Genomic DNA, 22949 nt, shown 5'->3' with positions numbered 1-22949 from the left:
GTGACAATTAATTCAATCTTACCTATAACAGTTGGCTTATGACTCGATATGAACAGTTAGCGCAACAAATCCGCGCGCAAATACAATCCAAGGTCTGGCAGGCGGGTGACAAGCTGCCATCCCTGCGCGAAAGTTGTAAGCAATCGGGTTTAAGCTTAATGACTGTGGTGCAGTCTTATCAGTTACTGGAAAGTCAGGGATGGATCGTGGCCCGCCCACAGTCGGGATATTATGTTGCTTCGCGTCCAACCCAGTTGCCGCAACCTCAGCGGGGAAAAAAACTGCATCTGGACGAGCAAGTCGACATTAACACTTTTATTTTTGATGTATTACAGGCGGGAAAAGACCCAGCCATCATGCCGTTTGGCTCGGCATTTCCCGATCCGAGCTTATTGCTGCAACCCCGGTTGTCACGTGCCCTGGCAGGCGTTGCCCGTAAAATATCACCCCAAAGCTCTGTCACTAACTTACCGCCGGGTAATGAAAGTTTGCGCCGTAATATTGCTCAGCGTTATGCCACCAGTGGGATGAATGTTTCACCCGAAGAGATTGTGATTACTGCTGGTGCGATGGAGTCCCTTAGCCTGAGTTTACAGGCGGTGACTCAGCCCGGAGATTGGGTTGTTATTGAATCCCCAGCGTTTTATGGTGCGCTACAGGCCATAGAGCGCCTGCGTTTAAAAGCTATTGCTATTACCACGCACCCGCAAAATGGGATGGATCTTGATGCTCTTGAGCAGGTCATCAGCCAGTATCCGATCAAGGCGTGTTGGTTGATGACGCACTTCCAGAATCCGCTGGGTAGCACGATGTCCTGGCCTCAGAAAAAACGGCTGGTGGCGCTGCTACAACAGAATAATATTTCGTTAATTGAAGATGATGTTTATGGTGAGCTGTACTTCGGTTCTGAGCGCCCCTTGCCGGCCAAAGCACTCGATCAACACCGCCAAATTCTGCATTGCTCCTCTTTTTCAAAATGTCTGGCTCCCGGATTTCGTGTCGGTTGGGTGGCTGCGGGGGAACATGCACAGCGGGTGCAACATTTGCAATTGATGAGTACCGTTTCGGCCAGTGTTCCGACTCAGTTAGCTATTGCTGATTATCTCAGCCAAGGAGGGTACGATACTCATCTGCGCCGGTTGCGTCGTATGATGGAACAGCGGCTAAACGCGCTGCGTCAGGCGGTGGTTGAACACTTTCCCAAGAACGTCAAAATCAGCCATCCATCTGGAGGCTACTTCCTGTGGCTGGAATTGGAACCGCCATTTAATGCCAGTGAATTATATCGGCGAGCGTTGGCGCAGGGCGTCAGTATTGCACCAGGACGGATGTTTACCACCGGCAATCAGTTCGACCACTGTTTTCGCCTCAATGCTTCATTTGCCTGGTCGGAGCAAAGCGAAAAAGCCATCCAAATTCTGGCTATGCTGATAACTCAATTGACCAGCGGTGTTGATTATCGCTCGCGCTAGTCCTGCCATTTCCCCTCTCTAATCGCCTAATGCTGAAGGCTCCAGAAAATGGGGCCATGACCGCATGATCTGCTGTTGAACTCATCGCCTTATTGTTGCACTTGTTATGCATAAACGTCTTTGCCCATCCTTTGCCCATCCTTTTATCCTCCCTTTCCCGATAGCAGGAATGGACTAAATTGATGCATTGACTGCTCATTTATAGGGCATAAGAATCTCTGGTGTTGTTTTTATGTTGCAAAAGTGTGATCTGATAGGGCAAAAATCAACATTAGCTACCAATGCATACAATTTCGAGCCAACCCCCTCTAATTGGTCATTTTGAAGTTCAATACACAGTATGAATGCGAGTGTTTTGCATAATTATGCAAATTAAAACTTTGTTTTAATGAGGTTTATACATTTTATTCACATTATGAACGGTGTGGCACGAAAGCTGCTCTACACTTTATATCAGGTGAATATATTTCATTCTTTATTGTTAACAGAATAAGAGATTTTGTTGGGCGGCAGGGTGATTCCTGGCAATAAGCCTTTCAACAAATGCCGACTCAAACAGTCGGCCTCTCAAACAACAAGTCTCTCAACCCATATTTACGCTGATTAAAGAGGCCACTATGGAACAGCCAATCCCGGTTACCCGGCAGTCTTTTGATGAATGGATCGTCCCAACTTATGCTCCAGCTGACTTTATTGTGGTACGAGGTGAAGGGGCGACACTGTGGGATCAACAGGGTAAATCTTATATCGATTTTGCGGGGGGGATTGCCGTCAATGCCCTAGGACATGGGCATCCGGCCGTAAAAGCCGCATTGATTGAGCAAGCAGACAAAGTATGGCATTTGGGAAATGGTTATACCAATGAACCGGTATTGCGACTGGCAAAACAACTGATTGATGCCACCTTCGCTGAAAAAGTATTTTTCTGTAATTCAGGAGCTGAAGCCAATGAAGCAGCACTGAAATTGGCGCGTAAATATGCCTTGGATAATTTTGCTAATAAGCCGGGACAGCAGGGTGAAAAGAACCAGATCGTTGCCTTTAGAAACGCATTTCATGGTCGGACACTGTTTACCGTTTCGGCGGGAGGCCAGCCCAAGTACTCGCAGGATTTTGCTCCGTTGCCGGGGGGGATTAGCCACGGTATTTTCAATGATCTGGCCTCTGCCGAAGCCCTTATTACCGATCAAACTTGCGCGGTGATCGTCGAGCCGATTCAGGGCGAAGGGGGCGTATTACCCGCAGATAGCGAGTTTCTGCATGGCCTGCGTGCATTGTGTGATCGCCATAATGCTGTACTGATTTTTGATGAAGTACAAACCGGTGTTGGCCGTACTGGTGAGTTGTATGCCTACATGCATTATGGCGTCACCCCTGATGTCCTGACCAGCGCCAAAGCTCTTGGGGGCGGGTTCCCGATAGCCGCCATGCTGACGACAACAAAATATGCTAGTGCACTGAATGTCGGCAGTCACGGGACAACTTACGGCGGTAATCCATTAGCTTGTGCGGTGGCGGGCACTGTTTTATCTCTCATCAATACACCAGCTGTATTGTCGGGTGTGAAAGAGCGGCACCAATGGTTCCTGGAGGGGTTGGCAGATATCAACGCGCGTTACAAGGTTTTCGCCGAAATACGCGGGCGCGGCTTGTTGATCGGCTGTGTGCTGAACAGTGATTATGCCGGCAAATCTAAAGACATCATTCAGGCCGCAGCTCAGCATGGGCTAATTGCCTTGATTGCTGGTCCCGATGTCGTCCGCTTTGCCCCATCACTAATTATTTCTCAGCACGATATTAAAGAGGGCTTGGCCCGACTTGCTATGGGTATTGAGCAGGTCTGTCGTAAGGCTAAGTCGTAATACATAAGCCGTAATACTTCGGCAGTCAGCAAGGACCTTGAATATGATGAGAGTTCGCCCGGTAGAACGCCGTGATTTAGCCGATATTCTGGAGTTGGCTGGGAAAACTGGCGTTGGCATGACCTCACTGCCACAAAATGAGCAACACCTCGCCGCCAGAATTGAGCGTGCATTAAATACCTGGCAAGGTTCTTTGGCTGCGGGTGAGCAAGGTTACTTGTTCGTATTAGAAGACACTGAGCGAGAAAAAGTGGTGGGCGTCAGTGCGATAGAAGTGGCTGTGGGAATGAATGACCCTTGGTATAACTTCCGCGTGGGAACACTGGTTCATGCCTCTAAAACCCTCAATGTGTACAAATCGGTGCCGACGCTGTTTTTGAGCAATGACCACACTGGCTATAGCGAACTCTGCACACTGTTTCTTGATCCTGAATATCGCAAAGATAAAAACGGCCCCTTCTTATCGAAAGTTCGATTTCTGTTTATCGCCGCATTTCGCCAGCACTTTTCGCGCAAATTGATTGCCGAGATGCGCGGTTACACCGATGAACAAGGCCGTTCACCATTTTGGGAAAATGTCGGTCGTCACTTTTTCTCTATCGAATTTGCAAAAGCCGATTACCTGAGTGGAACGGGGCAAAAAGCGTTTATTGCCGAACTGATGCCGAAACACCCGCTGTATGTGGATTTTTTGGCAGAAGAAGCTCGTGCGGTGATAGGCCAGGTTCATCCTCATACCGCGCCTGCTCGCGCGGTTCTGGAGACTGAAGGCCTGCAATATCAGGGATATGTCGATATTTTTGATGGTGGGCCGACTTTGGAAGCCAACACCGACGAAGTGCGGGCTGTACGTGATAGCAGTCAGCGAAAAGTGGTTATTGATGATATTGATATTGATCCAAGTGGTAGCGCTTATTTAGTGGCCAATGACCGTTACCAAGATTTTCGTTCCATATTGATTAACACCCATCTATCAGACGAATCTCTGCATTTAACCACTGACAATGCAGCGGCACTGGATGTGATGGCGGGCGATGTAGTTCGGATAGTCAGCCTTTTTGCACCGGAGAACAAAAAATGACCCATCCTGCACTGTTTATTCAGGGGGAGTGGCGCACCGGTAAAGGTGCTCATTTCGATAAACATGACCCAATGGAACAGCAATTATTGTGGCAAGCGCGTGGTGCTGATAGCGCAGATGTCGCCACAGCTTGTCGTGCCGCGCGTGATGCTTTCCCCCTATGGGCCCGAACGCCACTGGAACAGCGAGTGGCGATTATTCAGCGCTTTGCCGCATTACTTGAACAACATAAGCAGCAATTGGCGCGAACGATAAGCCTGGAAACCAGTAAACCGCACTGGGAAACGCTAACAGAAGTTCAGGCCATGATGGGCAAAGTGGCTATTTCGTTGCAAGCCTATCAAACCAGAACCGGTAGTAGTCAAACGCCGATGGCGGACGCTATCTCAGTGCTGCGGCACCGGCCACATGGCGTGTTGGCAGTCTTTGGTCCTTATAACTTCCCCGGACATCTGCCCAATGGACATATTGTTCCTGCCTTGTTAGCGGGCAATACGGTAGTATTCAAACCCAGTGAACTGACCCCGGTGACGGCAGAAGAAACTGTCAAGTTATGGCAATTGGCAGGCATTCCTGATGGTGTACTCAATTTAGTTCAGGGCGGCTGTGACACTGGCGAAGCGCTGGCGGCTCAATCTGATATTGATGGTTTACTGTTTACCGGCAGTGCTAATACCGGTTACCACTTACATCGGCAACTGGCGGGGCAACCGGAGAAAATTCTGGCGTTGGAGATGGGGGGAAATAATGCGCTGATTGTTGAGCAGGTCAAAGACTGTGATGCCGCGGTAAATCTCGCGATTCAGTCGGCTTTTATCTCTGCTGGTCAGCGTTGTACCTGCTCGCGCCGCTTATTGGTCAAAAGTGGCGCTGAAGGTGATGCATTTTTACAACGGTTCATTGCGGTAAGCAAAGCGCTACGTATTGGGCGTTGGGATAGCCAACCGGCCCCCTTTATGGGGGCGGTGATTTCATCTCAAGCGGCTGAAAAAATGCTGGCGGCACAGCAACATTTGCTGGCATTAGGGGGAAAAGCCTTATTAACCATGACCCGGCCTGACAGCCAAAGCGCGGTTTTGACCCCCGGTATCATTGATATCACTGGCATCAGCGAGGTTCCTGATGAAGAGTATTTTGGCCCACTGGTGAGTGTTATCCGTTATAGCGATTTTAGTCAGGCACTAAAAATAGCCAATCAAACCCGATTTGGTTTAGCCATTGGCCTGGTTTCAGAAGACAGGCAACAGTTTGAAAAACTGCTATTGGAAGCTCGTGCAGGTATTGTTAACTGGAATAAACCTTTGACCGGAGCCTCCAGTGCAGCTCCCTTTGGCGGGGTTGGGGCTTCAGGTAATCATCGACCAAGTGCATTTTATGCCGCAGATTATTGTGCCTGGCCCATGGCATCACTCGAAAGTGAAAGCCTGACACTGCCTGCAACACTGTCGCCAGGCATTTCATTCGACTTATCTGATTAATTCATAGGCGCGAACGGAGAATACGATGGCAGGATATGAAGTTAACTTCGATGGATTGGTTGGGCTAACACATCACTATGCCGGATTGTCTTTTGGCAATGAGGCCTCCACCAAGCATCAAAATATGCTCTCTAACCCACGGCTGGCAGCAAAACAAGGCCTGCTAAAAATGAAAGCGCTGGCCGATTTAGGTTATAAGCAAGGCGTTCTTCCCCCGCAAGAGCGTCCAGCGATGGGAGTTTTACGCCAGTTGGGTTTTAGTGGCTCAGATGAGCAAGTATTAAGTGAAGTGGCGCGCAAATCGCCGCGGCTATTATCGGCGGTCAGCTCAGCCTCATCAATGTGGACAGCTAATGCGGCAACAGTATCACCTTCCGCGGATAGCGCTGACAGGCGAGTTCATTTTACTGTTGCAAATTTAAATAATAAATTTCATCGCGCCATCGAGGCAGATACTACGTCAGCAATATTAAAAAGCATTTTTAATAATCATCGTCACTTTGTTCACCACGATGCATTGCCTTCTGTTGAGCTATTTGGCGATGAAGGTGCAGCTAATCATAATCGCCTGGGGGGAGAGTATGACCGCCCGGCGATTCAGGTCTTTGTTTATGGCCGTCAAGGGCTTGAAAGCGGTGCGATGCCCAGTCGATATCCAGCGCGCCAAACATTAGAAGCTAGCGAGGCCGTGGCACGTTTGCACTTGTTAGACCCTGAACGCGCTGTTTTTGTGCAGCAGAATCCGGCGGTGATCGACCAAGGGGTGTTCCACAATGATGTTATCGCGGTCAGTAACCAAAACGTGTTATTCCACCACCAACATGCCTTTGTACCCGATATCCGAGTAATGGAAGATCTGCGTCGCAAAATGGGGCGAATTGAGCAACAGCTGTTCACTATTGAAGTGCCCGCAGCACAAGTTACTGTCGCGCAAGCGGTATCAAGCTATCTGTTTAACAGCCAGTTACTGAGTAAACCCAATGGCAAGATGCTGCTGGTTATTCCACAAGAATCCCAGGAATGTCCCGCAGTGTGGGAGTATCTGTCTGAGCTGATAAATAGCGGTGGCCCTATTGATGAGGTCAGAGTATTTGACCTGCGTGAAAGTATGCACAATGGTGGTGGTCCTGCCTGCCTTCGGCTACGTGTTGCGCTCAATGATACTGAGTTAGCTGCAGTGAATAGCAGAGTGATGATGACACCCGCTTTGTTTGTTGCGCTGAATAATTGGGTCGACCAGCACTATCGTGATCGCTTGCAATTTAAGGACTTGGCTGACCCACAATTGTTACAAGAAGGGCGGCAAGCATTAGATGAATTGACCAAAATACTCAATTTAGGTTCGATATACCCGTTCCAACATCCTTAACCGAAACATCAAAAATCGAACGGCATGCACCATGAAAAAGATAAGCAAAGGGAAGGGACGATGATGCCAGATTTTCTGTCAATCACCCTATCGGGGTCTCCTCCGCCACTCACTAGTGGCGAAACATCAAACCTTACTTGGCAATGGATGGATGAAGGGGTGTTGATGCTCACCCCCCATGCTACCAGTTCGCAATCAGTGGTGTTATCGGCCGGTATCCATGGAAATGAAACCGCTCCGATTGAGATTCTAAATCAATTAGTCTCTGATCTATTAACTAGTCAGCTGCCATTAGTAGTACGTTTATTAGTGATATTAGGTAATCCACCAGCAATCAGAGCCGGGGAGCGCTATCTCACCGCAGATATCAATCGCATGTTTGGTGGGCGTTATAAAAACTATTCACTAACTGATGAGGCAAGACGAGCTGAAGTCCTCGAACAAAAGGTGGGAGAGTTTTTTGCACCTGATCCACTGTCTTTACGCTTACATTATGATTTGCATACTGCCATTCGGGGTTCACATCATAACCGATTTGGTTTGTTACCTTACCGGACAACGCCTTATTGTGCGGCAATGTTACGTTGGTTAAAAGATTGTGAGTTAGATGCCTTAGTCATGCATACCTCGGCGGGAGGAACCTTTGCCCACTTCAGTAGTGAGTTCTGCCAGGCGGCCAGTTGTACGTTGGAATTAGGTAAAGCGCTACCCTTTGGACAAAATCAGCTCGAGCAGTTTAGTCCAATCACTGAGGGCTTACGTGCATTGGTCAGCGGAGGGCAACTGCCGACTCGATATACTGAGGCAATGATATTTTATCGTGTCGTTAAATCACTCCTGAAGCAACATGCTGATTTTAAGCTGTGGGTGGCGGATGACACGGTAAACTTCACTCGCTATCCGCAAGGAACATTGATGACAGAACAACTCAATGAGCATTATCGCGTTGAGCATGAATATGAGTGGATTTTATTTCCCAATCCGCGAGTTGCGTTGGGATTGCGTGCAGGCATGATGTTAGTGCAGATGGATGAGAATGAGTTACCACAAGTATAAATCAGGCTATACCTAAATAATTCGAGTTGTAGGAAAGGGGTAATTGAGAAATAAATCGGTCGGGAACCGATTTGAACAGCATTTATGCTAGCCCGCAGGGTGAGCCTCAAGGATGAGGCTCATTAATTCCCAAAAGCTTACAACGAGTAACGAAAGCAACCAACGCACATGCAGCTTGAAGTATGACGGGTATATATGACTCATACCGCCCTGGATAGTAACGTAAGTTAATATAACCACAGGGCGTTTTACTTAAGTTAAATTTTAAGAGATATATCTCATTTGGTATGTAAAAAATAATTTCCTATCATCAATAGTTCATTTTCTCAGCATTAAATCAAAAAATATCTTATTTGATTTTATATAACTCATCTCCCGCTTGATAAAGTCTATCTAATTAACGACGATCTAAAGCCATACTTTTTATAAACCTATTGATGCAATCTGTAATTTGCTCTTTTCTTCGTTGCACCAAATAGGATACTCATCCCTCGATGATTTTTATTTTAAATAGTCAATAAATGGCTTTTTATATATAAAAAATAGATTATAAGTGTGATATCCATTCCATTTTACAAATCTAGCCACTCAAAAGAACAAAAAAGAAACAAATTGAAATGACTTTGCACCTAAATGGTGCTAATGCACTTTTTTGGTTATATCTAATTACCTAAAAATGCAGCTAATCAAAGAGTTATGTAAAGTTCCATTGAAAACATTTTGTTACATTTTATTACCTGTTTATACCTATATATCTTCATTTTTGACGTTTTAACTTTTCGTGCTTAGTGATAATGTCTATTCGCTTTACAAAGACAGGTAACTATAAAAAATTAAAAGTTAACTTTTATGAGGCTAAATAACTAATTTAGTCTGCGGGTTAATTTTATTAAAATTTAAAGGAAAAATAATGATGAAGCGCAGTGTACTGGCCTTGGCGGTCACCTTGAGTATCGTTCCTACTCTCTCAAACGCAGCAGAAATTTATAATAAAGATGGCAATAAGCTGGATCTTTATGGCCGCGTAGCCGCTAAATACATTTTTACAAATCATAATAATGCCGATGATACTTATGTGCGTTTTGGTTTTAAAGGTGAAACACAGATCAATAGCCAACTGACCGGTTTCGGCCAGTGGGAATATAACGTTGCGGCTAAAAACGCTGAATCTCAGGGCGACAAAGGCAATAAAACCCGTTTAGGTTTTGCCGGTTTGAAATTTGCTGAGTTTGGCTCTTTCGATTATGGCCGTAACTATGGCGTAGTGTACGACGCACTGGCTTATACCGACATGTTGCCCGAGTTCGGTGGCGACTCAATCTCATACACTGATAACTACATGACCGGCCGCTCAACCGGTCTGGCAACTTATCGTAACTCTGACTTCTTCGGTCTGGTAAAAGGCCTGAATGTTGCAGCTCAGTATCAGGGCCGCAATGATGATGGTGATACCACCAAGAATGAGCGCGCAATTCAGAAAGCTAACGGCGACGGTTATGGTTTGTCTGTTGATTATCAAGATATCGAAGGCAGCGGTGTTGGCTTCGTAGCAGCATACTCTAACTCTAACCGTACCTTGGGTCAGAAAAATCTGGCTAACAGTGCTACTGGTGATAAAGCTCAAGCTTGGGCTACTGCGCTGAAATATGATGCAAATCAGGTTTACATCGCAGCCATGTACGGCGAAACGCTGAATATGACACCATACAAAGCATTGATCGCGAACAAAGCCCAGAACGTAGAATTGGTTGCTCAATATCAATTCGAAAATGGCATTCGCCCATCTATCGCTTATGTTCAGTCTAAAGGTAAAGACCTGGATGCCGTCGGCAGTGCTGATTTGCTGAAATATGCCGAAATTGGTGTGACTTACTACATCAATAAAAACATGTTTACCTATGTTGACTACCAAATTAACTTGCTGGATGAAAACAACCCGCTGGGTCTGGGTACCGACGATACTGTTGCGGTTAACCTGACTTACCGTTTCTAAGTTAATTCAGTAAATATTACCCTTTTCTGTGTCGGAAATAGGTGAATAAAAAAGGCGGGGTAATCCCTGCCTTTTTTGCATTTAAAATCATTAAACGTTGGATAAGAAAGGATTACGACAAATTAGTACTGATAAATTAGCACTGATATTGTTGTTCACCCCACTTCAGCATTGTATTAACTAACTGCTGGAGTAACTGTTGTAAGTGCGCAGCCCTTTCAGGTAGATAAGGATATGGTTCGGCCTCAGACATATAGTTTAACTGTGATAACTCGAGCTGCACCGCATGCTGATGATCCTGTGGTGAACCATATGCTCTAGTAATGTAACCACCTTTAAAGCGGCCATTTAATATATGACTAAACACATATTGATGTTCGCAACACTCAATCAATTTCGTGCTTAGCGATGGCGCGCAACTGGCTCCACTATTGGTCCCAAAATTCAAATCTGGCAGTCGTCCATCAAATAATCTCGGGATAACTGAAGCAATTGAATGGGCATCAAGCAGCAATGCATAACCAAATTTGGCTTTAAGTCGCGTCAATTCGAACTGAATTTGCTCGTGGTAAGGCCGCCAGATGTGTAACAAGTAGGATTGACGCTCCTCAGGAGACGGCGTTTTGCCTGGTACAAAACAGGGGCGGCCATCGAACAGCGTCTCCGGGAACAAACCAGTAGTTGCAGTTGTATATAGCGGCTGATCATCTTCTGGACGGTTCAGATCAACCACTAAGCGGGAATAATTACCGATAACCATGCTGACGCCAATATTATGGGCGAAATCATAGAGACGAAGAATATGCCAGTCAGTATCTGAAAGGGGGCGGGCGGCATCTGTCAGGCCAGCCTCAACGGCGGGAGTCAGCCGTGTACCTGCATGGGGGATACTGATGAGTAAAGGCAGTTTTCCAACCTGGAAATTTAACGGGTCAACCAGATTCATGGGCGAGCATCTCCTTGGAAAATAACAGATGCAGGTAATTGGCCACCGAGCCAATAAGCCAATTCAGCAGGGTGCGATAATGGCCAATGAACCCAATTTGCCAATTTACCTGTCTCCAGTGTTCCTTGAGTTTCTTGCAACCCCAGAGCCTGAGCCGCATGGCAAGTGATACCTGCGAGTGCTTCTTCCGGAGTCATACGGAATAAGGTGCATGCCATATTGAGCATCAGCCGTAGTGAGAGGGCTGGTGATGTTCCCGGATTGGCATCACTGGCTAATGCCATCGGCACGTTATATTGGCGAAATAGTTCAACTGGAGGGCATTGCGTTTCTCGCAATAAATAATAAGCCCCCGGTAGCAATACTGCGACAGTACCTGCATCAGCCATTGCTCTAACATCTGACTCCGTTGCGTATTCAAGGTGATCAGCTGACATAGCATTAAATTTGGCAGCCAGCGTACTACCATTGAGCGAAGAAAGTTGTTCTGCATGCAGTTTTACCGGTAAACCGGCTTGTTGTGCTGCTAAAAATACACGTTCAACTTGAGCGGGTGAAAACGCCAGATATTCACAAAAAGCATCAACAGCATCGGCGAGCTTTTCTTTTGCAGCCTGGGGAATAATGGTGTTGCAAACGAAATCAATGTAATCATCAGCCCGACCAGCAAATTCGGGTGGCAAAGCATGAGCAGCCAGACAGGTCGTTTTGACTGTGACAGGCAATAATTCACCTAACTGGCGTGCCACGCGGAGCATTTTCATTTCACTCTCAAGGCTAAGGCCATAACCAGATTTAATTTCAATGCAGGTTACCCCTTCAGCAAGTAATGGCTTCAGACGAAATAAAGCTTGTTCCAGTAATTGCTGTTCACTGGTGTTTCGTGTTGCTCTGACAGTTGACACGATACCGCCGCCATTGGCGGCAATTTCTGCATAACTTACGCCATTAAGACGTTGTTCGAACTCGGCACTTCTATCTCCACCAAACACCAAATGGGTATGGCAATCAATTAATCCGGGGGTGATAAGACCACCCGAGTAGATGACCTCGCGTGAAGCGCTGAGTCTGGGTAATTCATTATATGGCCCGATCCAGACTATTATGCCGTCAGTCACCGCGATTGCTCCCTGCGGGATCAGGTGATACTTCCCTCCACGCATGGTCACGATATCGGCACCGTACCACAAACTGTCGCAGTGAATTGTTGACACCATCTGACTCCCTAAGACGTACAGAATTTAGTTGTATATACAATTATGGACAACCTAGCGCATAAACTCACTATCGGCAAGATAGGAATTTCAACAATTGCGTAACACTTCGCACTTCTCGCACAGAAATAAAATTGATCAGGACGTGACGGTACCTTGTGGGGTAAAACGGCCATAGAGTTGATAGCGAGAGCCGGGATAAAGCAGTTGAGCAGCGGTCACAATTGCTTTTCCATACCAGGTTCTACGTCGAATCAATAGGCACGGTTCATGCTCTTCTAATTGCAGCAACTGCCGCTCAAGGGGGTTGGGAATAACAGCTTCGACAATATGTTCACCTTCAGTCAGCGGGGCGGCTTGGGTGAGGTAACTGTAAGGGGTGATTTGGTTGAAATCCTGCTTCATATAATCGGGCGCAGTACTTGGGTTGACGCAGCGATTCTCGACCTGAATGGGGACATCATTCTCGTAATGAACAATTTGCGAATAGAACAGCTGTTGACCGGGCTGAATGCCTAAAGCAATCGCCTCTTCAGAACTTGCTGGCCGCGCCTCTAACTGTAAAATTTTACTACTATGGCGATGACCACGCGCAGTGATTTCGTCAGCAATATTATGAACTTCAAGTAAGGCACTGTGCGCCTTTGCTTCAGCAACAAAGGTTCCTACGCCTTGCATGCGGATCAGAAAACCTTCACTGGTGAGTTCGCGTAACGCCCGATTGATGGTCATACGACTGACCCCTAACTCGGCGACTAGCTCACTCTCTGATGGTACACGTTGATGGGGCTGCCAGACTCCAGTCCTAATCTGGCGAATGATAGCTAACTTAACGCGTTGATAAATGGGGGCAGGAGTATCGTCCATTGCGGGACTTAATTGTAAGGTCGTTTGTTGTTCCGCCACGGCGTTAACCTCGTCAGATAAGAAGATATACGCTAAGTCTACGGTTGAATTTAGCGTGTGTATATGTATATACAAGTTAGTGATTTAATTAATTGACGCAGCTGCTGCTCAGTGCGTTTGACTCTGAACAAAATATTGGGATATCGCTATGCCAGTTTATTTTACCAAACGTGCTTTCTTACCAGATGGATGGGCGAATGACGTACAGATAACTGTCAATGAACAAGGCAACATTCAGCGCATTATGACGGGCAGCAGTAATACGGATTGCCAAATTCTCTCGGGGCCGATAGTGCCCGGTATGCCTAATCTACATTCTCACGCTTTTCAGCGCATGATGTCTGGATTAGCTGAGATTGCTGGTCATCCTCAGGACAGTTTTTGGACATGGAGAGATTTGATGTATCGACTAGTCCAGCGATTGACACCAGAACATGTCGGTGTGATTGCTCGTCAGTTATATATCGAAATGTTAAAAGGTGGCTACACCCAAGTTGCAGAATTCCATTATTTACATCACAGCCCCGACGGTAGCCCATACAGTGATCAGGGAGAGATGACGTTACACCTAAGTCAAGCTGCGCAAGACGCTGGAATAGGGATGACCTTATTACCCGTATTGTACAGTTACGCGGGATTCGGTGGTCAACCCGCCCAACAAGGGCAGCGTCGGTTTATTCAAAACACTGAAAGCTATCTTAAGCAGCAGCAAGTTATTACTAAACAACTGGCGACTCAGTCCCTACAAAATCAAGGCTTATGCTTTCATTCATTGCGCGCTGTAGAGTTAAGTCAAATGCAGGAGATATTGCAGGCATCGGATAAACAATTGCCAGTGCATATCCATATTGCTGAGCAGCAAAAAGAGGTCAACGATTGCCTCGCCTGGAGTGGGCAACGACCTGTGGCGTGGTTGTACGATCATCTGCACGTCGACAGTCGTTGGTGCCTGGTTCATGCTACACATTTGGATGAGTCAGAACTTGTTCGGTTGGCTAAAAGTCAGGCTGTTGCCGGATTATGCCCAACAACGGAAGCCAATTTGGGGGATGGTATCTTCCCGGCAGTAGATTATTTACAGCATCATGGTCGCTGGGGAATAGGCTCCGATAGCCATGTTTCACTGAATGTAGTGGAAGAGTTACGTTGGTTGGAATATGGGCAGCGCCTGCGTGATCAGCGTCGTAATCGTCTGACTGATGAACAGTATCCAGCGGTTGCCGATTTACTTTACACCCAAGCTTTAGCTGGGGGGCGGCAAGCTTGCGGTAGCAATATTGGTCAGATAGCAGAAGGTTATCGTGCTGATTGGTTAGTTTTGGATGGCGATGATCCTTATATTAGTGGCACAGAATCTGCTTCTTTATTGAATCGATGGTTATTTGCGGGGGATAAATCGCAAATTCGGGATGTTTATGTGGCGGGCAATGCGGTAATAGTGGATAGATATCATCCGATGCAACAGCAAACTGCACAGGCTTTTCTGGCGGTACTAAAAGCCTGTCAACAGGAGGTCTGATGAGCTTTACCGTTTTTGATTTTGCCAGTTTACCGGTTAGCCGTTGGCGAAATGGCGGTGGTGAAACCCGTGAAATTGCATGTTGGCCAGTTGGAGGTGATGATTTTGCATGGCGTGCCAGCATCGCAACCATTGAGCAGGATGGCCCGTTCTCAGTATTCCCCAATGTTGACCGATCTATTACTTTACTCTCAGGAAAAGGAGTCGTGCTTTCCAGCCCTCACTGGGAAGCCCATACCCTTTCAACACCATTACAACCTTTTGCTTTCCCTGGTGATATACCCATCCATGCTCATTTACTAGGGGGGATCAGCCAGGATTTTAATATCATGACTCGCCGTGGCTGCTGGCAGGCAAGCGTAATACCTATTAGCTCAGCGCAAGAACTTCCTGCTTCACATGGCGGATTAGTCTATGTAGTGAGGGGAAAATGGCTTATCAGCCACACAGAAACGCATGAACTTAGCACTTCGCAAGGAAGTTGGTGGTTGCCAGCCATTAAAGGTGGTCAATTACAGCCACAGCTTCCTGATAGCCATTTGTTATGGGTGAGTTTATTTCCTGAACGATAAAACACCCAATATTCACATCGCTGACACGATGATGCTGTCTCTGGTGGGGGTTGGTGAAAGAGTACAGCGTCCGAGCCAGGAATGGCGATGGCTGGAAATGACATGGTTGTAGTGAGTTGATAAGTAGTAGAAACCTGTTGATTGACGGAGTTGTAATAATATAACATTACAATAATATTAGCCAACAGGAGTTATTCATGCCAATGAAATCGTACCGCCTATCCATCATTGCGCTTAGTGTCTGCGTATCTTTGACCAGTTCTAATTCGTTTGCTCATGGTAAACATAGCCATGTGCATCAACAATCTGAAGCAGCACGCAAAGCAAGTGAAGGTATCTTTGCAGATAAAGACGTTAAAGACCGGCCACTCAGTGATTGGGATGGTGTGTGGCAATCGATTAATCCCTATCTGTTGCAAGGTGACTTGGATCCGGTGCTGGCAGATAAAGCCAAAAAGAACAAAAATAAAACAATAGAGGAGTACCGGGAGTATTATAAAAAAGGCTATGCAACTGATATTACGATGATTGGTATTGAGAACAACACTATTGATTTCCATACCCCGGAAACGGTTAACTCCTGCCAATACAGCTACTCTGGTTTTAAAATAATGCACTATGATTCAGGGAAGAAAGGAGTGCGCTATTTATATGAATGCAAAGATGCCAGTTCCAAAGTCCCGAAATATGTCCAATTCAGTGACCATACCATTGAGCCACAGAAATCCCAGCATTTTCATGTCTATATGAGTAACGAATCGCAAGAGAAGCTACTGGACGAAATGGATAACTGGCCAACCTTTTACCCGATAACGTTAGATAAAGATGACATTGTCCACGAGATGTTGCATCACTAAGGATATGAAAAGCCGCGCAGTTGAGCGAACTGATCCCATAAAGTTGCGCGGCTTTAGTTTGTATCTAATCAGTTAGACTCCAACGATCCGCCCAAGAGATTTGCAAGTTCCTTCCTCAGACTTAACTCCAGCTAGTCTAGATAAACTCTGAAATGTGATATTTATAAAACATCCTTTCATTAAAATTGAAATTTTGTTTCCAAGTTGCTATGGTCTGCACAGTCAAGTCTAACTATCATACCCAATGGGCTGAAGCTCGTTGGCGCAACGGAGATAATAAATGAAAATCGCACTGATGATGGAAAACAGCCAAGCGGGTAAAAACGCAATCATCCTGAAAGAGCTGAACGCCGTAGCCTCAGAAAAAGCGTACCCGGTATACAACGTAGGTATGAGTGATGAGAACGATCATCATCTGACTTATATCCATCTGGGGATTATGGCCAGCATCCTGCTTAATGCTAAAGCCGTCGATTTCGTCGTCACTGGCTGTGGTACAGGCCAGGGTGCGATGATGTCATTGAACATCCACCCAGGTGTAGTGTGCGGTTATTGCATCGATCCAGCAGATGCTTTCCTGTTTGCTCAGATTAACAACGGTAACGCACTGTCACTGCCATTCGCCAAAGGTTTTGGCTGGGGTGCTGAACTAAATGTGCGTTACATCTTTGAGAAAGCGTTCACTGGCGTGAAAGGTGAAGGCTACCCATTGGATCGTAAAGAGCCGCAAGTGCGTAACGCGGGTATTTTGAACCAGGTGAAAGCAGCAGTAGTGAAAGAAAATTATCTGGATACACTGCGCGCTATTGATCCGGAATTGGTGAAAACAGCCGTAAGCGGTGAACGTTTCCAGCAGTGTTTCTTCGATAACTGTCAGGTTGACGAAATCAAAGCATTTGTGAAGCAAATTCTGGCGTAATGATTGCCGCGCTTTATGATTGAAATAAGTATCAAAAAACAAGGCTCCTCAGCAGGAGAGGAGCCTTCAGACTGCTGATAAAGTCAAATGAAGGGGAATCGTGCCGTTGGGGCCGTAGTCGTGTAAGCGACCGGAGTGGCCCTAGGTGCGGTAAACCCTTCACTCACTAAGTTATCAATAGCTTTGTTATTAAGCTCAAGGCTCCTCAGCAGGAGCCTTGAGCTTATCTGCAATTGCATAAAACCCAAGAAAAGCGTTAATTAACTAGCACTTTGGTGGCGTTCCTTGCGCGGGTAGATAGCGCAGTGGGTCAAGCGCTGTTGCCCGGTAGCGAATCTGAAAATGCAACATTATGGTATCTGTTCCTGTGCTTCCCATGGTGGCTATTTTCTGCCCAGCCTTAACATCCTGACCATTATTCACCAGCATGGTGTCGTTATGGGCATAAGCGGTAATGAAATCCTCGCCGTGCTTAATCATGATGAGATTGCCATAGCCTCGCAGCTGATTGCCGACATACACCACTTTCCCTTTGGCTGATGCATAGACTGGCTGTCCGCGTTTACCTCCAATATCAATCCCTTTGTTGCCACCATCTGCAGTCGAATATTTAGAGATAACTTGGCCGCTGGTGGGCCAACGCCAGCAACGACTTGCACCAGGCGGTGGTGTCGATTTAGCCAACGCCGTACTCGATGATTTGCGTTTAGTTGATGTCAAACGCCCCGCTGAACTCGAACTATCAAGTCGCAACTTCTGTCCAACTTCCAGCCGATAAGGGGGTTTTAGCTTGTTGATACGGGCAATGTCACTGACTTCACTGTCACTGATCCAGGCGATAAAATAGAGAGTATCACCCTTTTTAACGGTATAGGATTTGTCGTTGTAACTGCCTTTCGGCAGCTTGGCATAGTCACGATTTGCATTGTTTGAGCACCCAGCCAATAGCAAAATAGCCATTGCATATAACGCCAACCGTGGCCACAACCGCATTCTGCTTTTCGTGTTCAAAACGTTTCCCTTGTCATCGTGATTTCAATTGCCCTCAGCCACTTATCATAACATTGTAACAATAAGCGTCAAAAGCCAGAACAAGGTTATCGTTTAAGATTCGGATATTGGGAGAGTGGATGAACGGCGTTACCCGACAATGGCCGGGTAACATTTACCAGCACAAGATTTATAGCGAGGTTTCAGTTTCAGGGATGAGTTTATTGGCTGATCCGCAGACAGTGATCTTACTGCGCACCACTTCTTTCATGGCATCCATTCCGACGCGCATGTAATAGCGCGGATCGTTACCTTCCGGGTTATCGCCAAACCATTTTTTCACCGCGTCGGCAAAAGCGATTTTTAGCTCAGTTGCGACATTCACTTTGCATACGCCGAGTTCGATAGCACGCCTGACATATTCGTCAGGGACATCACTTGCGCCATGCAAGACCAGCGGAATATCGACGATTTCATTAATTTCCGCTAAACGCTTGAAATCAATTTTGGGGCGCTTGGTGTAAAGGCCGTGCGCTGTTCCAATGGCGACAGCAAGGCTATCGACACCGGTAAGCTCGATAAAACGACGCGCCTCTTGTGGGTCGGTGAGAAACGCGCTCTCCTCATCGACATCCATATCATCTTCCACACCGCCCAGACGGCCCAACTCGGCTTCAACACTGCAATCGTGGCGATGACAAAAATCAACTACAGTCTTGACCAGACGCACGTTCTCGGCAAACGGGAAATGGCTGCCATCAATCATTGCACTACGCACACCGGCATTCACCTTGCGGCTAATATCATCAAGGGATTCGTGGTGGTCAAGATGGAGCGCCAGTGGCATCCCGTAACTCTCAGAATAGGCTTCACACAGTGCGTAGATTTCTTCAAAAGCGATATGTTTAAAAGTACCGGGCGTGCCCGCCAGTATCACCGGAGACTGCATCTCTTTACAGACTTCGAGGATGGCCTGAATGGTTTCCGCGTTATGGATGTTGAAAGCCGGTACTGCGTAGCGCCGGGCCTGCGCATCCTGAAGAAGATATTTAGTAGAAATAATACTCATGTCATGCTCCTCTCAGCCTTTCCAGGGATGAATAACCACACCTTGCACTACACGGTTTACCGTGCCGCTGGCAGAAGGGGTGTCCGGGGTAATACCTGCTTTGATGGATTCGGTGAGGGCGAAAATTTGTGCATACATCAGGAAGCAGAAGGCCTGTTCGACATCAATAAAATGCCGTGATGCTGGTAACAGGATGTGCGGGCCTTGTTCTATTTCAGGACTGGTTACGGCAGATATTGCTACGACGCGCATCGCCTGTTGATCGCGGTGTAATTCGGCCAGTAAATCGAGGTCATACTGGCGAGTGTATGAGTGGCTTGAAACAAAAACCACCACCAGTGTTTCAGCATTTACCAGTGATTTTGGTCCGTGGCGAAAGCCAGTCGATGAGTCATAAAACGCGGCCACTTTACCTGCCGTCAGCTCTAATATCTTGAGTGCAGACTCACGTGCGACGCCTTGCAAACCGCCGCTGCCGAGGTAAACCACGCGTTTGAAGGGCAGGTCACCAAATACATTTTCGTGAAAGTCACCTTGTGAGGCGACAATCTGCTGACAACGTGTGGCTACATCCTGAAAACTGACTTGGTTGATAACTTCTGGTGCGAATACAGACAGGCAACTGGCCATCATAGTGGTGATGCTACTGGTCATGGCGAAACCGCGGTCATGTGTTTCGGGTGGCATCAATAGCGCCAGCGCGTTGTCATTTTTCACCGCATTTTGATACAGGCTGCCGGCTTCGTTACAGGTGATGACCAGATGGTGGCATTGCTTTACCAGTTGGTTAGTAAGGTCTACCGCGGCGACACTTTCCGGGCTGTTGCCTGAGCGCGCAAAGGAGATGAGCAACGTCGGTCGGTCAGTCGATAAATACTCCACCGGATTGGTGACGAGGTCAGTTGTCGGAACTGAAACAAAACTCTCCCCAGTGTGGTGTGATAACCATGGCGCAATAATATCGCCAATAAACGCAGACGTACCTGCACCAGTCAGGACAATCTGCAAGTCAGATTGTTGTAAAAGTGGCGCAAGAAAGGCGTCGATAGCATCACGTTGATTTTCTTGATTTTTTAACGCTCGGATCCAGCTATCGGGTTGCTGACGGATCTCTTCTTCAGTCCAGGTGGAGCTGCCACAAATAGAGGTGGAATGGGTTTTGCTCATAACTAAGTCCTTAGCAATACATTTTCAAAGGTTCAGCACAAAACAGAACAGACTATCTTTCGTTTTGTTTCACTTAATTCACTTTATGCTTTAATGAAAATCTATAGAAAAGGAAACGAAAGGTCAATGTGCAAAAAAGAAATAAAACGAAAAACGTGATCTAAAAGAGGGTGGGTTAATTAAACTGGTTGATTTATATGAATATATTATTTACTAACCTGAGCTTTACGAGAGAAAGAAAAGGAAAAGAAAGATTTGAGACGAAAACGTCACTCATCAAAAAGAGGGTTAATGAAAGGGTAGGTTGCCTCAAGGCTCAATTGTGGATATCGCACCAGCCGTGATCCATAAGAACACGACTGGATTAATACCATGATGCTATATGCCTTCCTCGACAGCGACGGCCTCGCGATAGCGCCCCATTTCGTCAACCAGGCTGGTTAATCCCCGATGGCCGCATTCAAGTGCCTGAAGCCGGAACTCCTGACTATTGAGGCCATCGCGCTCCAGCACCATCTCCAGCAGCAGTTGTAAATTCACTCCGGTGATCACTTCGTAGTTTGCTTTCTGCATTGCCAGAGTAGAAGCTACGCGAAAGGGCGTGCCGCCAAGTAAATCCGTTAAAAAAATCAGCCCCTCGCGTTGATCCAAATTGGCTAGTGCTTCTTCGAACTGAGCTGTGAGCAGGGCGGTGGACGAACTTTCAGGAAAATCGATAGCGATCACTTGCGGCTGTTCGCCTAATATCTGCTTCATGGCTTTTTCCAGCCCGGTGGCAAACCCACCGTGGCCGCTGAGAATAATGCTTAACATGCGGTTTCCTCTCACTTACAAAAAGTGACCAAACTTGCCGACAATGCCCAATACCACGGTAAGGCCGATTAATCGCAGCGGGCTCCAGCCACGGCGCACTAACCAATACATAGTTAGGGTGTATAGCAGTGGAAGAAAAGCGGGCATAAGTTTATCGATAACATCGGCTTGTAACTTAACTACCGCGTCACCCGCCGTGATTTCAAGCGTAGTTGATAAACGAACGTAGGTGGCAACAAGAGCACCAATCACCGTCATCCCAACGATAGAGGCGGCATGACCCACTTTACGTGTATTGGCTTTTATCAGTGGGATGGCGGCCACACCCATACGATACGCATAGTGAGCAAGCCCAAATCGTAACCCGAGGTGGACGACATTAAACATAACGATAAATACCACTGCGCCAAGGATAGATCCTTGCAAAGCCAAACTGGCCCCAATCCCGCCACAGATCGGAAGTAGGGTGAGCCAAAACATAGCATCGCCTATCCCTCCCAGCGGTGCACCCACGGCGATTTTAGTACTTTGGATACTGTTCACATCCTGCTTGGATCGCTCCATTGCCAGAATGATACCGATAACGAAAGTCACCAGAAAGGGGTGAGTGTTGAAGAACCCCATATGGCCTTTCATTGCCCGCGCCAGGTCATTTTTATTGGTGTGGATCTTTTTCAAGGCGGGCAGCAAACCATATAACCAACCGGAAGCCTGCATACGCTCATAGTTAAAAGAGGCCTGCAATAGCATAGATCGCCATGCTACGCGGTTGATATCTTTCCTGGTTAATTCGGCACCAATGGTTTGATCTTCATAGATATTATCATTGCTATCAGTCATCGGTTTTTCTGTCACATTGACGTCTGGCAAAACTTGAGTATTAAATGCCATCTTCGAATTCCTCTTGCTGTGTGCGGGAAGGCTGCGGTGGAGTGGAGTCTTTGCGCATAAAGTCAATTAACGCCATCGCCAGTGCGGCGGCGGCAATCGCCAACACCGGGAGTTTCAGCCAGGCGGCAGCGACAAAACCGAGAATGAAATAGGGGATATAGACGTTTTTCATCATTATTTTCAGCAATACGGCAAAACCGATTGCAGGCATGATGCCCCCAGCCACACCAAGCCCATCTATCAGGCGGGCGGGCAGGACATCGATGACGGTTTTTGCATGCTCTGCACCAAAATAGATGGGCAGAAATGCGCACAGAAAATAGAAAGTTCCAAGTGCCAGTAAGGCCAGATAGTTAACCCGCTCGATGCCATCGGTATCCGCATTGGCGGCCATCCTGTCGCAGCGCGCCATCACACCAGACATGATGGAGAACAAGAAGGTGATCCCCATCTGCACGGCCACGGCGAACGGCACGGCCACCCCAACGGCAACTTCGGGTTTGACACCGGCAGTAATTGCAAAAGCAGTTCCGACGATGGTACCAATAATCACATTGGGGGGTTGGGCTCCAGCAAGTGGAGCAAGTCCCATCCAGACCAGTTCCAAAGTCCCCCCGGTCAGTATCCCCATGTGAAGGTCACCGAGGATAAGGCCCACTAGAGGCCCAAGCACCACAGGGCGGTGCATATGCGTAAGGCCATTGAACATATCCAAGCCAGCAATAAAGGCCAGAATCCCCAACGCTAATGCCTGTAATAAGCTAATTTCCATAGA

Annotated in this window: 20 protein-coding genes; 11 read left to right on the top strand and 9 right to left on the bottom strand. The window is 47.1% G+C overall.

Features of this window, described 5'->3' with window-relative positions; translation table 11 throughout:
* The first annotated feature begins 38 nt into the window (after positions 1 to 38).
* From ACF3VQ_RS11905 to ACF3VQ_RS11875, 7 genes are all read left to right on the top strand, one after another.
* Positions 39 to 1472 (top strand): PLP-dependent aminotransferase family protein, encoded by a 1434-nt coding sequence (locus tag ACF3VQ_RS11905; RefSeq protein WP_392431064.1) that lies wholly within the window; start codon positions 39 to 41, stop codon positions 1470 to 1472.
* A gap of 617 nt (positions 1473 to 2089) precedes the next feature.
* Positions 2090 to 3334, top strand: a complete 1245-nt coding sequence (locus ACF3VQ_RS11900) for an aspartate aminotransferase family protein (RefSeq protein WP_049526497.1) — start codon at positions 2090 to 2092, stop codon at positions 3332 to 3334.
* Positions 3335 to 3377: 43 nt separating this feature from the next.
* Complete coding sequence (astA, locus tag ACF3VQ_RS11895; protein WP_392431063.1) at positions 3378 to 4415, top strand: arginine N-succinyltransferase; 1038 nt, start codon at positions 3378 to 3380, stop codon at positions 4413 to 4415.
* Positions 4412 to 5893, top strand: coding sequence for a succinylglutamate-semialdehyde dehydrogenase (astD, locus tag ACF3VQ_RS11890; protein WP_392431061.1), 1482 nt, complete (start codon positions 4412 to 4414; stop codon positions 5891 to 5893). The genes astA and astD overlap by 4 nt, the downstream gene beginning before the upstream one ends.
* 25 nt (positions 5894 to 5918) lie before the next feature.
* Positions 5919 to 7262 (top strand): N-succinylarginine dihydrolase, encoded by a 1344-nt coding sequence (gene astB / locus ACF3VQ_RS11885; protein ID WP_392431059.1) that lies wholly within the window; start codon positions 5919 to 5921, stop codon positions 7260 to 7262.
* A 63-nt stretch (positions 7263 to 7325) separates the two neighbouring features.
* Entirely contained in the window at positions 7326 to 8318 is a 993-nt protein-coding gene (gene astE, locus ACF3VQ_RS11880; protein ID WP_392435549.1) for a succinylglutamate desuccinylase, read from the top strand.
* 910 nt (positions 8319 to 9228) lie between these two features.
* The gene (locus tag ACF3VQ_RS11875; protein WP_392431057.1) at positions 9229 to 10311 is read left to right on the top strand and encodes a porin; all 1083 of its coding nucleotides are present in this window, start codon (positions 9229 to 9231) and stop codon (positions 10309 to 10311) included.
* Positions 10312 to 10447: 136 nt separating this feature from the next.
* Here the strand turns inward: ACF3VQ_RS11875 and hutG are convergent, their stop codons facing one another.
* From hutG to hutC, 3 genes are all read right to left on the bottom strand, one after another.
* The gene (hutG, locus tag ACF3VQ_RS11870; protein WP_392431055.1) at positions 10448 to 11257 is read right to left on the bottom strand and encodes an N-formylglutamate deformylase; all 810 of its coding nucleotides are present in this window, start codon (positions 11255 to 11257) and stop codon (positions 10448 to 10450) included.
* On the bottom strand, positions 11254 to 12474 hold the full coding sequence (gene hutI / locus ACF3VQ_RS11865) for an imidazolonepropionase (protein WP_392431053.1): 1221 nt from the start codon (positions 12472 to 12474) through the stop codon (positions 11254 to 11256). The genes hutG and hutI overlap by 4 nt, the downstream gene beginning before the upstream one ends.
* A gap of 135 nt (positions 12475 to 12609) precedes the next feature.
* Complete coding sequence (gene hutC, locus ACF3VQ_RS11860; RefSeq protein WP_392431051.1) at positions 12610 to 13377, bottom strand: histidine utilization repressor; 768 nt, start codon at positions 13375 to 13377, stop codon at positions 12610 to 12612.
* Between the two features lie 148 nt (positions 13378 to 13525).
* On the opposite strand from hutC, the gene ACF3VQ_RS11855 reads away from it, so the two are divergent.
* The 4 genes from ACF3VQ_RS11855 to ACF3VQ_RS11840 all read left to right on the top strand — a co-directional run bounded on the left by ACF3VQ_RS11855 (position 13526) and on the right by ACF3VQ_RS11840 (position 17244).
* The gene (locus ACF3VQ_RS11855; protein ID WP_392431049.1) at positions 13526 to 14896 is read left to right on the top strand and encodes a formimidoylglutamate deiminase; all 1371 of its coding nucleotides are present in this window, start codon (positions 13526 to 13528) and stop codon (positions 14894 to 14896) included.
* Positions 14896 to 15468 (top strand): HutD family protein, encoded by a 573-nt coding sequence (locus tag ACF3VQ_RS11850; RefSeq protein WP_392431047.1) that lies wholly within the window; start codon positions 14896 to 14898, stop codon positions 15466 to 15468. Before ACF3VQ_RS11855 ends, ACF3VQ_RS11850 begins: the two co-directional genes overlap by 1 nt.
* Before the next feature lie 197 nt (positions 15469 to 15665).
* A complete protein-coding gene (gene zinT, locus ACF3VQ_RS11845) occupies positions 15666 to 16325 on the top strand; it encodes a metal-binding protein ZinT (RefSeq protein WP_392431045.1) in 660 nt (219 codons plus the stop codon).
* A gap of 280 nt (positions 16326 to 16605) precedes the next feature.
* A complete protein-coding gene (locus tag ACF3VQ_RS11840) occupies positions 16606 to 17244 on the top strand; it encodes an RpiB/LacA/LacB family sugar-phosphate isomerase (protein ID WP_392431043.1) in 639 nt (212 codons plus the stop codon).
* A 264-nt stretch (positions 17245 to 17508) separates the two neighbouring features.
* Here the strand turns inward: ACF3VQ_RS11840 and actS are convergent, their stop codons facing one another.
* The 6 genes from actS to agaW form a co-directional block, all read right to left on the bottom strand.
* On the bottom strand, positions 17509 to 18237 hold the full coding sequence (gene actS, locus ACF3VQ_RS11835) for an amidase activator ActS (protein WP_392435548.1): 729 nt from the start codon (positions 18235 to 18237) through the stop codon (positions 17509 to 17511).
* 187 nt (positions 18238 to 18424) lie between these two features.
* Positions 18425 to 19303 carry a tagatose-bisphosphate aldolase subunit KbaY gene (kbaY, locus tag ACF3VQ_RS11830; RefSeq protein WP_392431041.1) on the bottom strand — a complete coding sequence of 293 codons (879 nt, stop codon included), beginning with the start codon at positions 19301 to 19303 and terminating at the stop codon, positions 18425 to 18427.
* Positions 19304 to 19315: 12 nt separating this feature from the next.
* Positions 19316 to 20470, bottom strand: a complete 1155-nt coding sequence (locus ACF3VQ_RS11825) for an SIS domain-containing protein (RefSeq protein ID WP_392431039.1) — start codon at positions 20468 to 20470, stop codon at positions 19316 to 19318.
* Between the two features lie 378 nt (positions 20471 to 20848).
* Positions 20849 to 21283 (bottom strand): PTS galactosamine/N-acetylgalactosamine transporter subunit IIA, encoded by a 435-nt coding sequence (gene agaF, locus ACF3VQ_RS11820; protein ID WP_392431037.1) that lies wholly within the window; start codon positions 21281 to 21283, stop codon positions 20849 to 20851.
* 15 nt (positions 21284 to 21298) lie between these two features.
* Positions 21299 to 22174 (bottom strand): PTS N-acetylgalactosamine transporter subunit IID, encoded by an 876-nt coding sequence (gene agaE / locus ACF3VQ_RS11815; RefSeq protein WP_392431035.1) that lies wholly within the window; start codon positions 22172 to 22174, stop codon positions 21299 to 21301.
* Positions 22164 to 22946 (bottom strand): PTS N-acetylgalactosamine transporter subunit IIC, encoded by a 783-nt coding sequence (agaW, locus tag ACF3VQ_RS11810; protein WP_050869974.1) that lies wholly within the window; start codon positions 22944 to 22946, stop codon positions 22164 to 22166. The genes agaE and agaW overlap by 11 nt, the downstream gene beginning before the upstream one ends.
* Between the last annotated feature and the right edge of the window lie 3 nt (positions 22947 to 22949).

The sequence above is a fragment of the Yersinia fenwicki genome (assembly GCF_043099325.1).
Lineage (GTDB): Bacteria > Pseudomonadota > Gammaproteobacteria > Enterobacterales > Enterobacteriaceae > Yersinia.
Note: the sequence above shows the minus strand (reverse complement) of the source record. Positions and strands in the feature narration are given on the sequence as shown.

Coding starts and splice junctions, on each gene's coding strand:
- astE (WP_392435549.1), top strand. CDS start 7,326: ATGCCAGATTTTCTGTCAATCACCCTATCGGGGTCTCCTCCGCCACTC.
- astA (WP_392431063.1), top strand. CDS start 3,378: ATGATGAGAGTTCGCCCGGTAGAACGCCGTGATTTAGCCGATATTCTG.
- astB (WP_392431059.1), top strand. CDS start 5,919: ATGGCAGGATATGAAGTTAACTTCGATGGATTGGTTGGGCTAACACAT.
- ACF3VQ_RS11840 (WP_392431043.1), top strand. CDS start 16,606: ATGAAAATCGCACTGATGATGGAAAACAGCCAAGCGGGTAAAAACGCA.
- hutI (WP_392431053.1), bottom strand. CDS start 12,474: ATGGTGTCAACAATTCACTGCGACAGTTTGTGGTACGGTGCCGATATC.
- ACF3VQ_RS11875 (WP_392431057.1), top strand. CDS start 9,229: ATGATGAAGCGCAGTGTACTGGCCTTGGCGGTCACCTTGAGTATCGTT.
- hutG (WP_392431055.1), bottom strand. CDS start 11,257: ATGAATCTGGTTGACCCGTTAAATTTCCAGGTTGGAAAACTGCCTTTA.
- agaE (WP_392431035.1), bottom strand. CDS start 22,174: ATGGCATTTAATACTCAAGTTTTGCCAGACGTCAATGTGACAGAAAAA.
- agaW (WP_050869974.1), bottom strand. CDS start 22,946: ATGGAAATTAGCTTATTACAGGCATTAGCGTTGGGGATTCTGGCCTTT.
- ACF3VQ_RS11905 (WP_392431064.1), top strand. CDS start 39: ATGACTCGATATGAACAGTTAGCGCAACAAATCCGCGCGCAAATACAA.
- kbaY (WP_392431041.1), bottom strand. CDS start 19,303: ATGAGTATTATTTCTACTAAATATCTTCTTCAGGATGCGCAGGCCCGG.
- astD (WP_392431061.1), top strand. CDS start 4,412: ATGACCCATCCTGCACTGTTTATTCAGGGGGAGTGGCGCACCGGTAAA.
- zinT (WP_392431045.1), top strand. CDS start 15,666: ATGCCAATGAAATCGTACCGCCTATCCATCATTGCGCTTAGTGTCTGC.
- ACF3VQ_RS11850 (WP_392431047.1), top strand. CDS start 14,896: ATGAGCTTTACCGTTTTTGATTTTGCCAGTTTACCGGTTAGCCGTTGG.
- agaF (WP_392431037.1), bottom strand. CDS start 21,283: ATGTTAAGCATTATTCTCAGCGGCCACGGTGGGTTTGCCACCGGGCTG.
- ACF3VQ_RS11855 (WP_392431049.1), top strand. CDS start 13,526: ATGCCAGTTTATTTTACCAAACGTGCTTTCTTACCAGATGGATGGGCG.
- actS (WP_392435548.1), bottom strand. CDS start 18,237: ATGCGGTTGTGGCCACGGTTGGCGTTATATGCAATGGCTATTTTGCTA.
- ACF3VQ_RS11900 (WP_049526497.1), top strand. CDS start 2,090: ATGGAACAGCCAATCCCGGTTACCCGGCAGTCTTTTGATGAATGGATC.
- ACF3VQ_RS11825 (WP_392431039.1), bottom strand. CDS start 20,470: ATGAGCAAAACCCATTCCACCTCTATTTGTGGCAGCTCCACCTGGACT.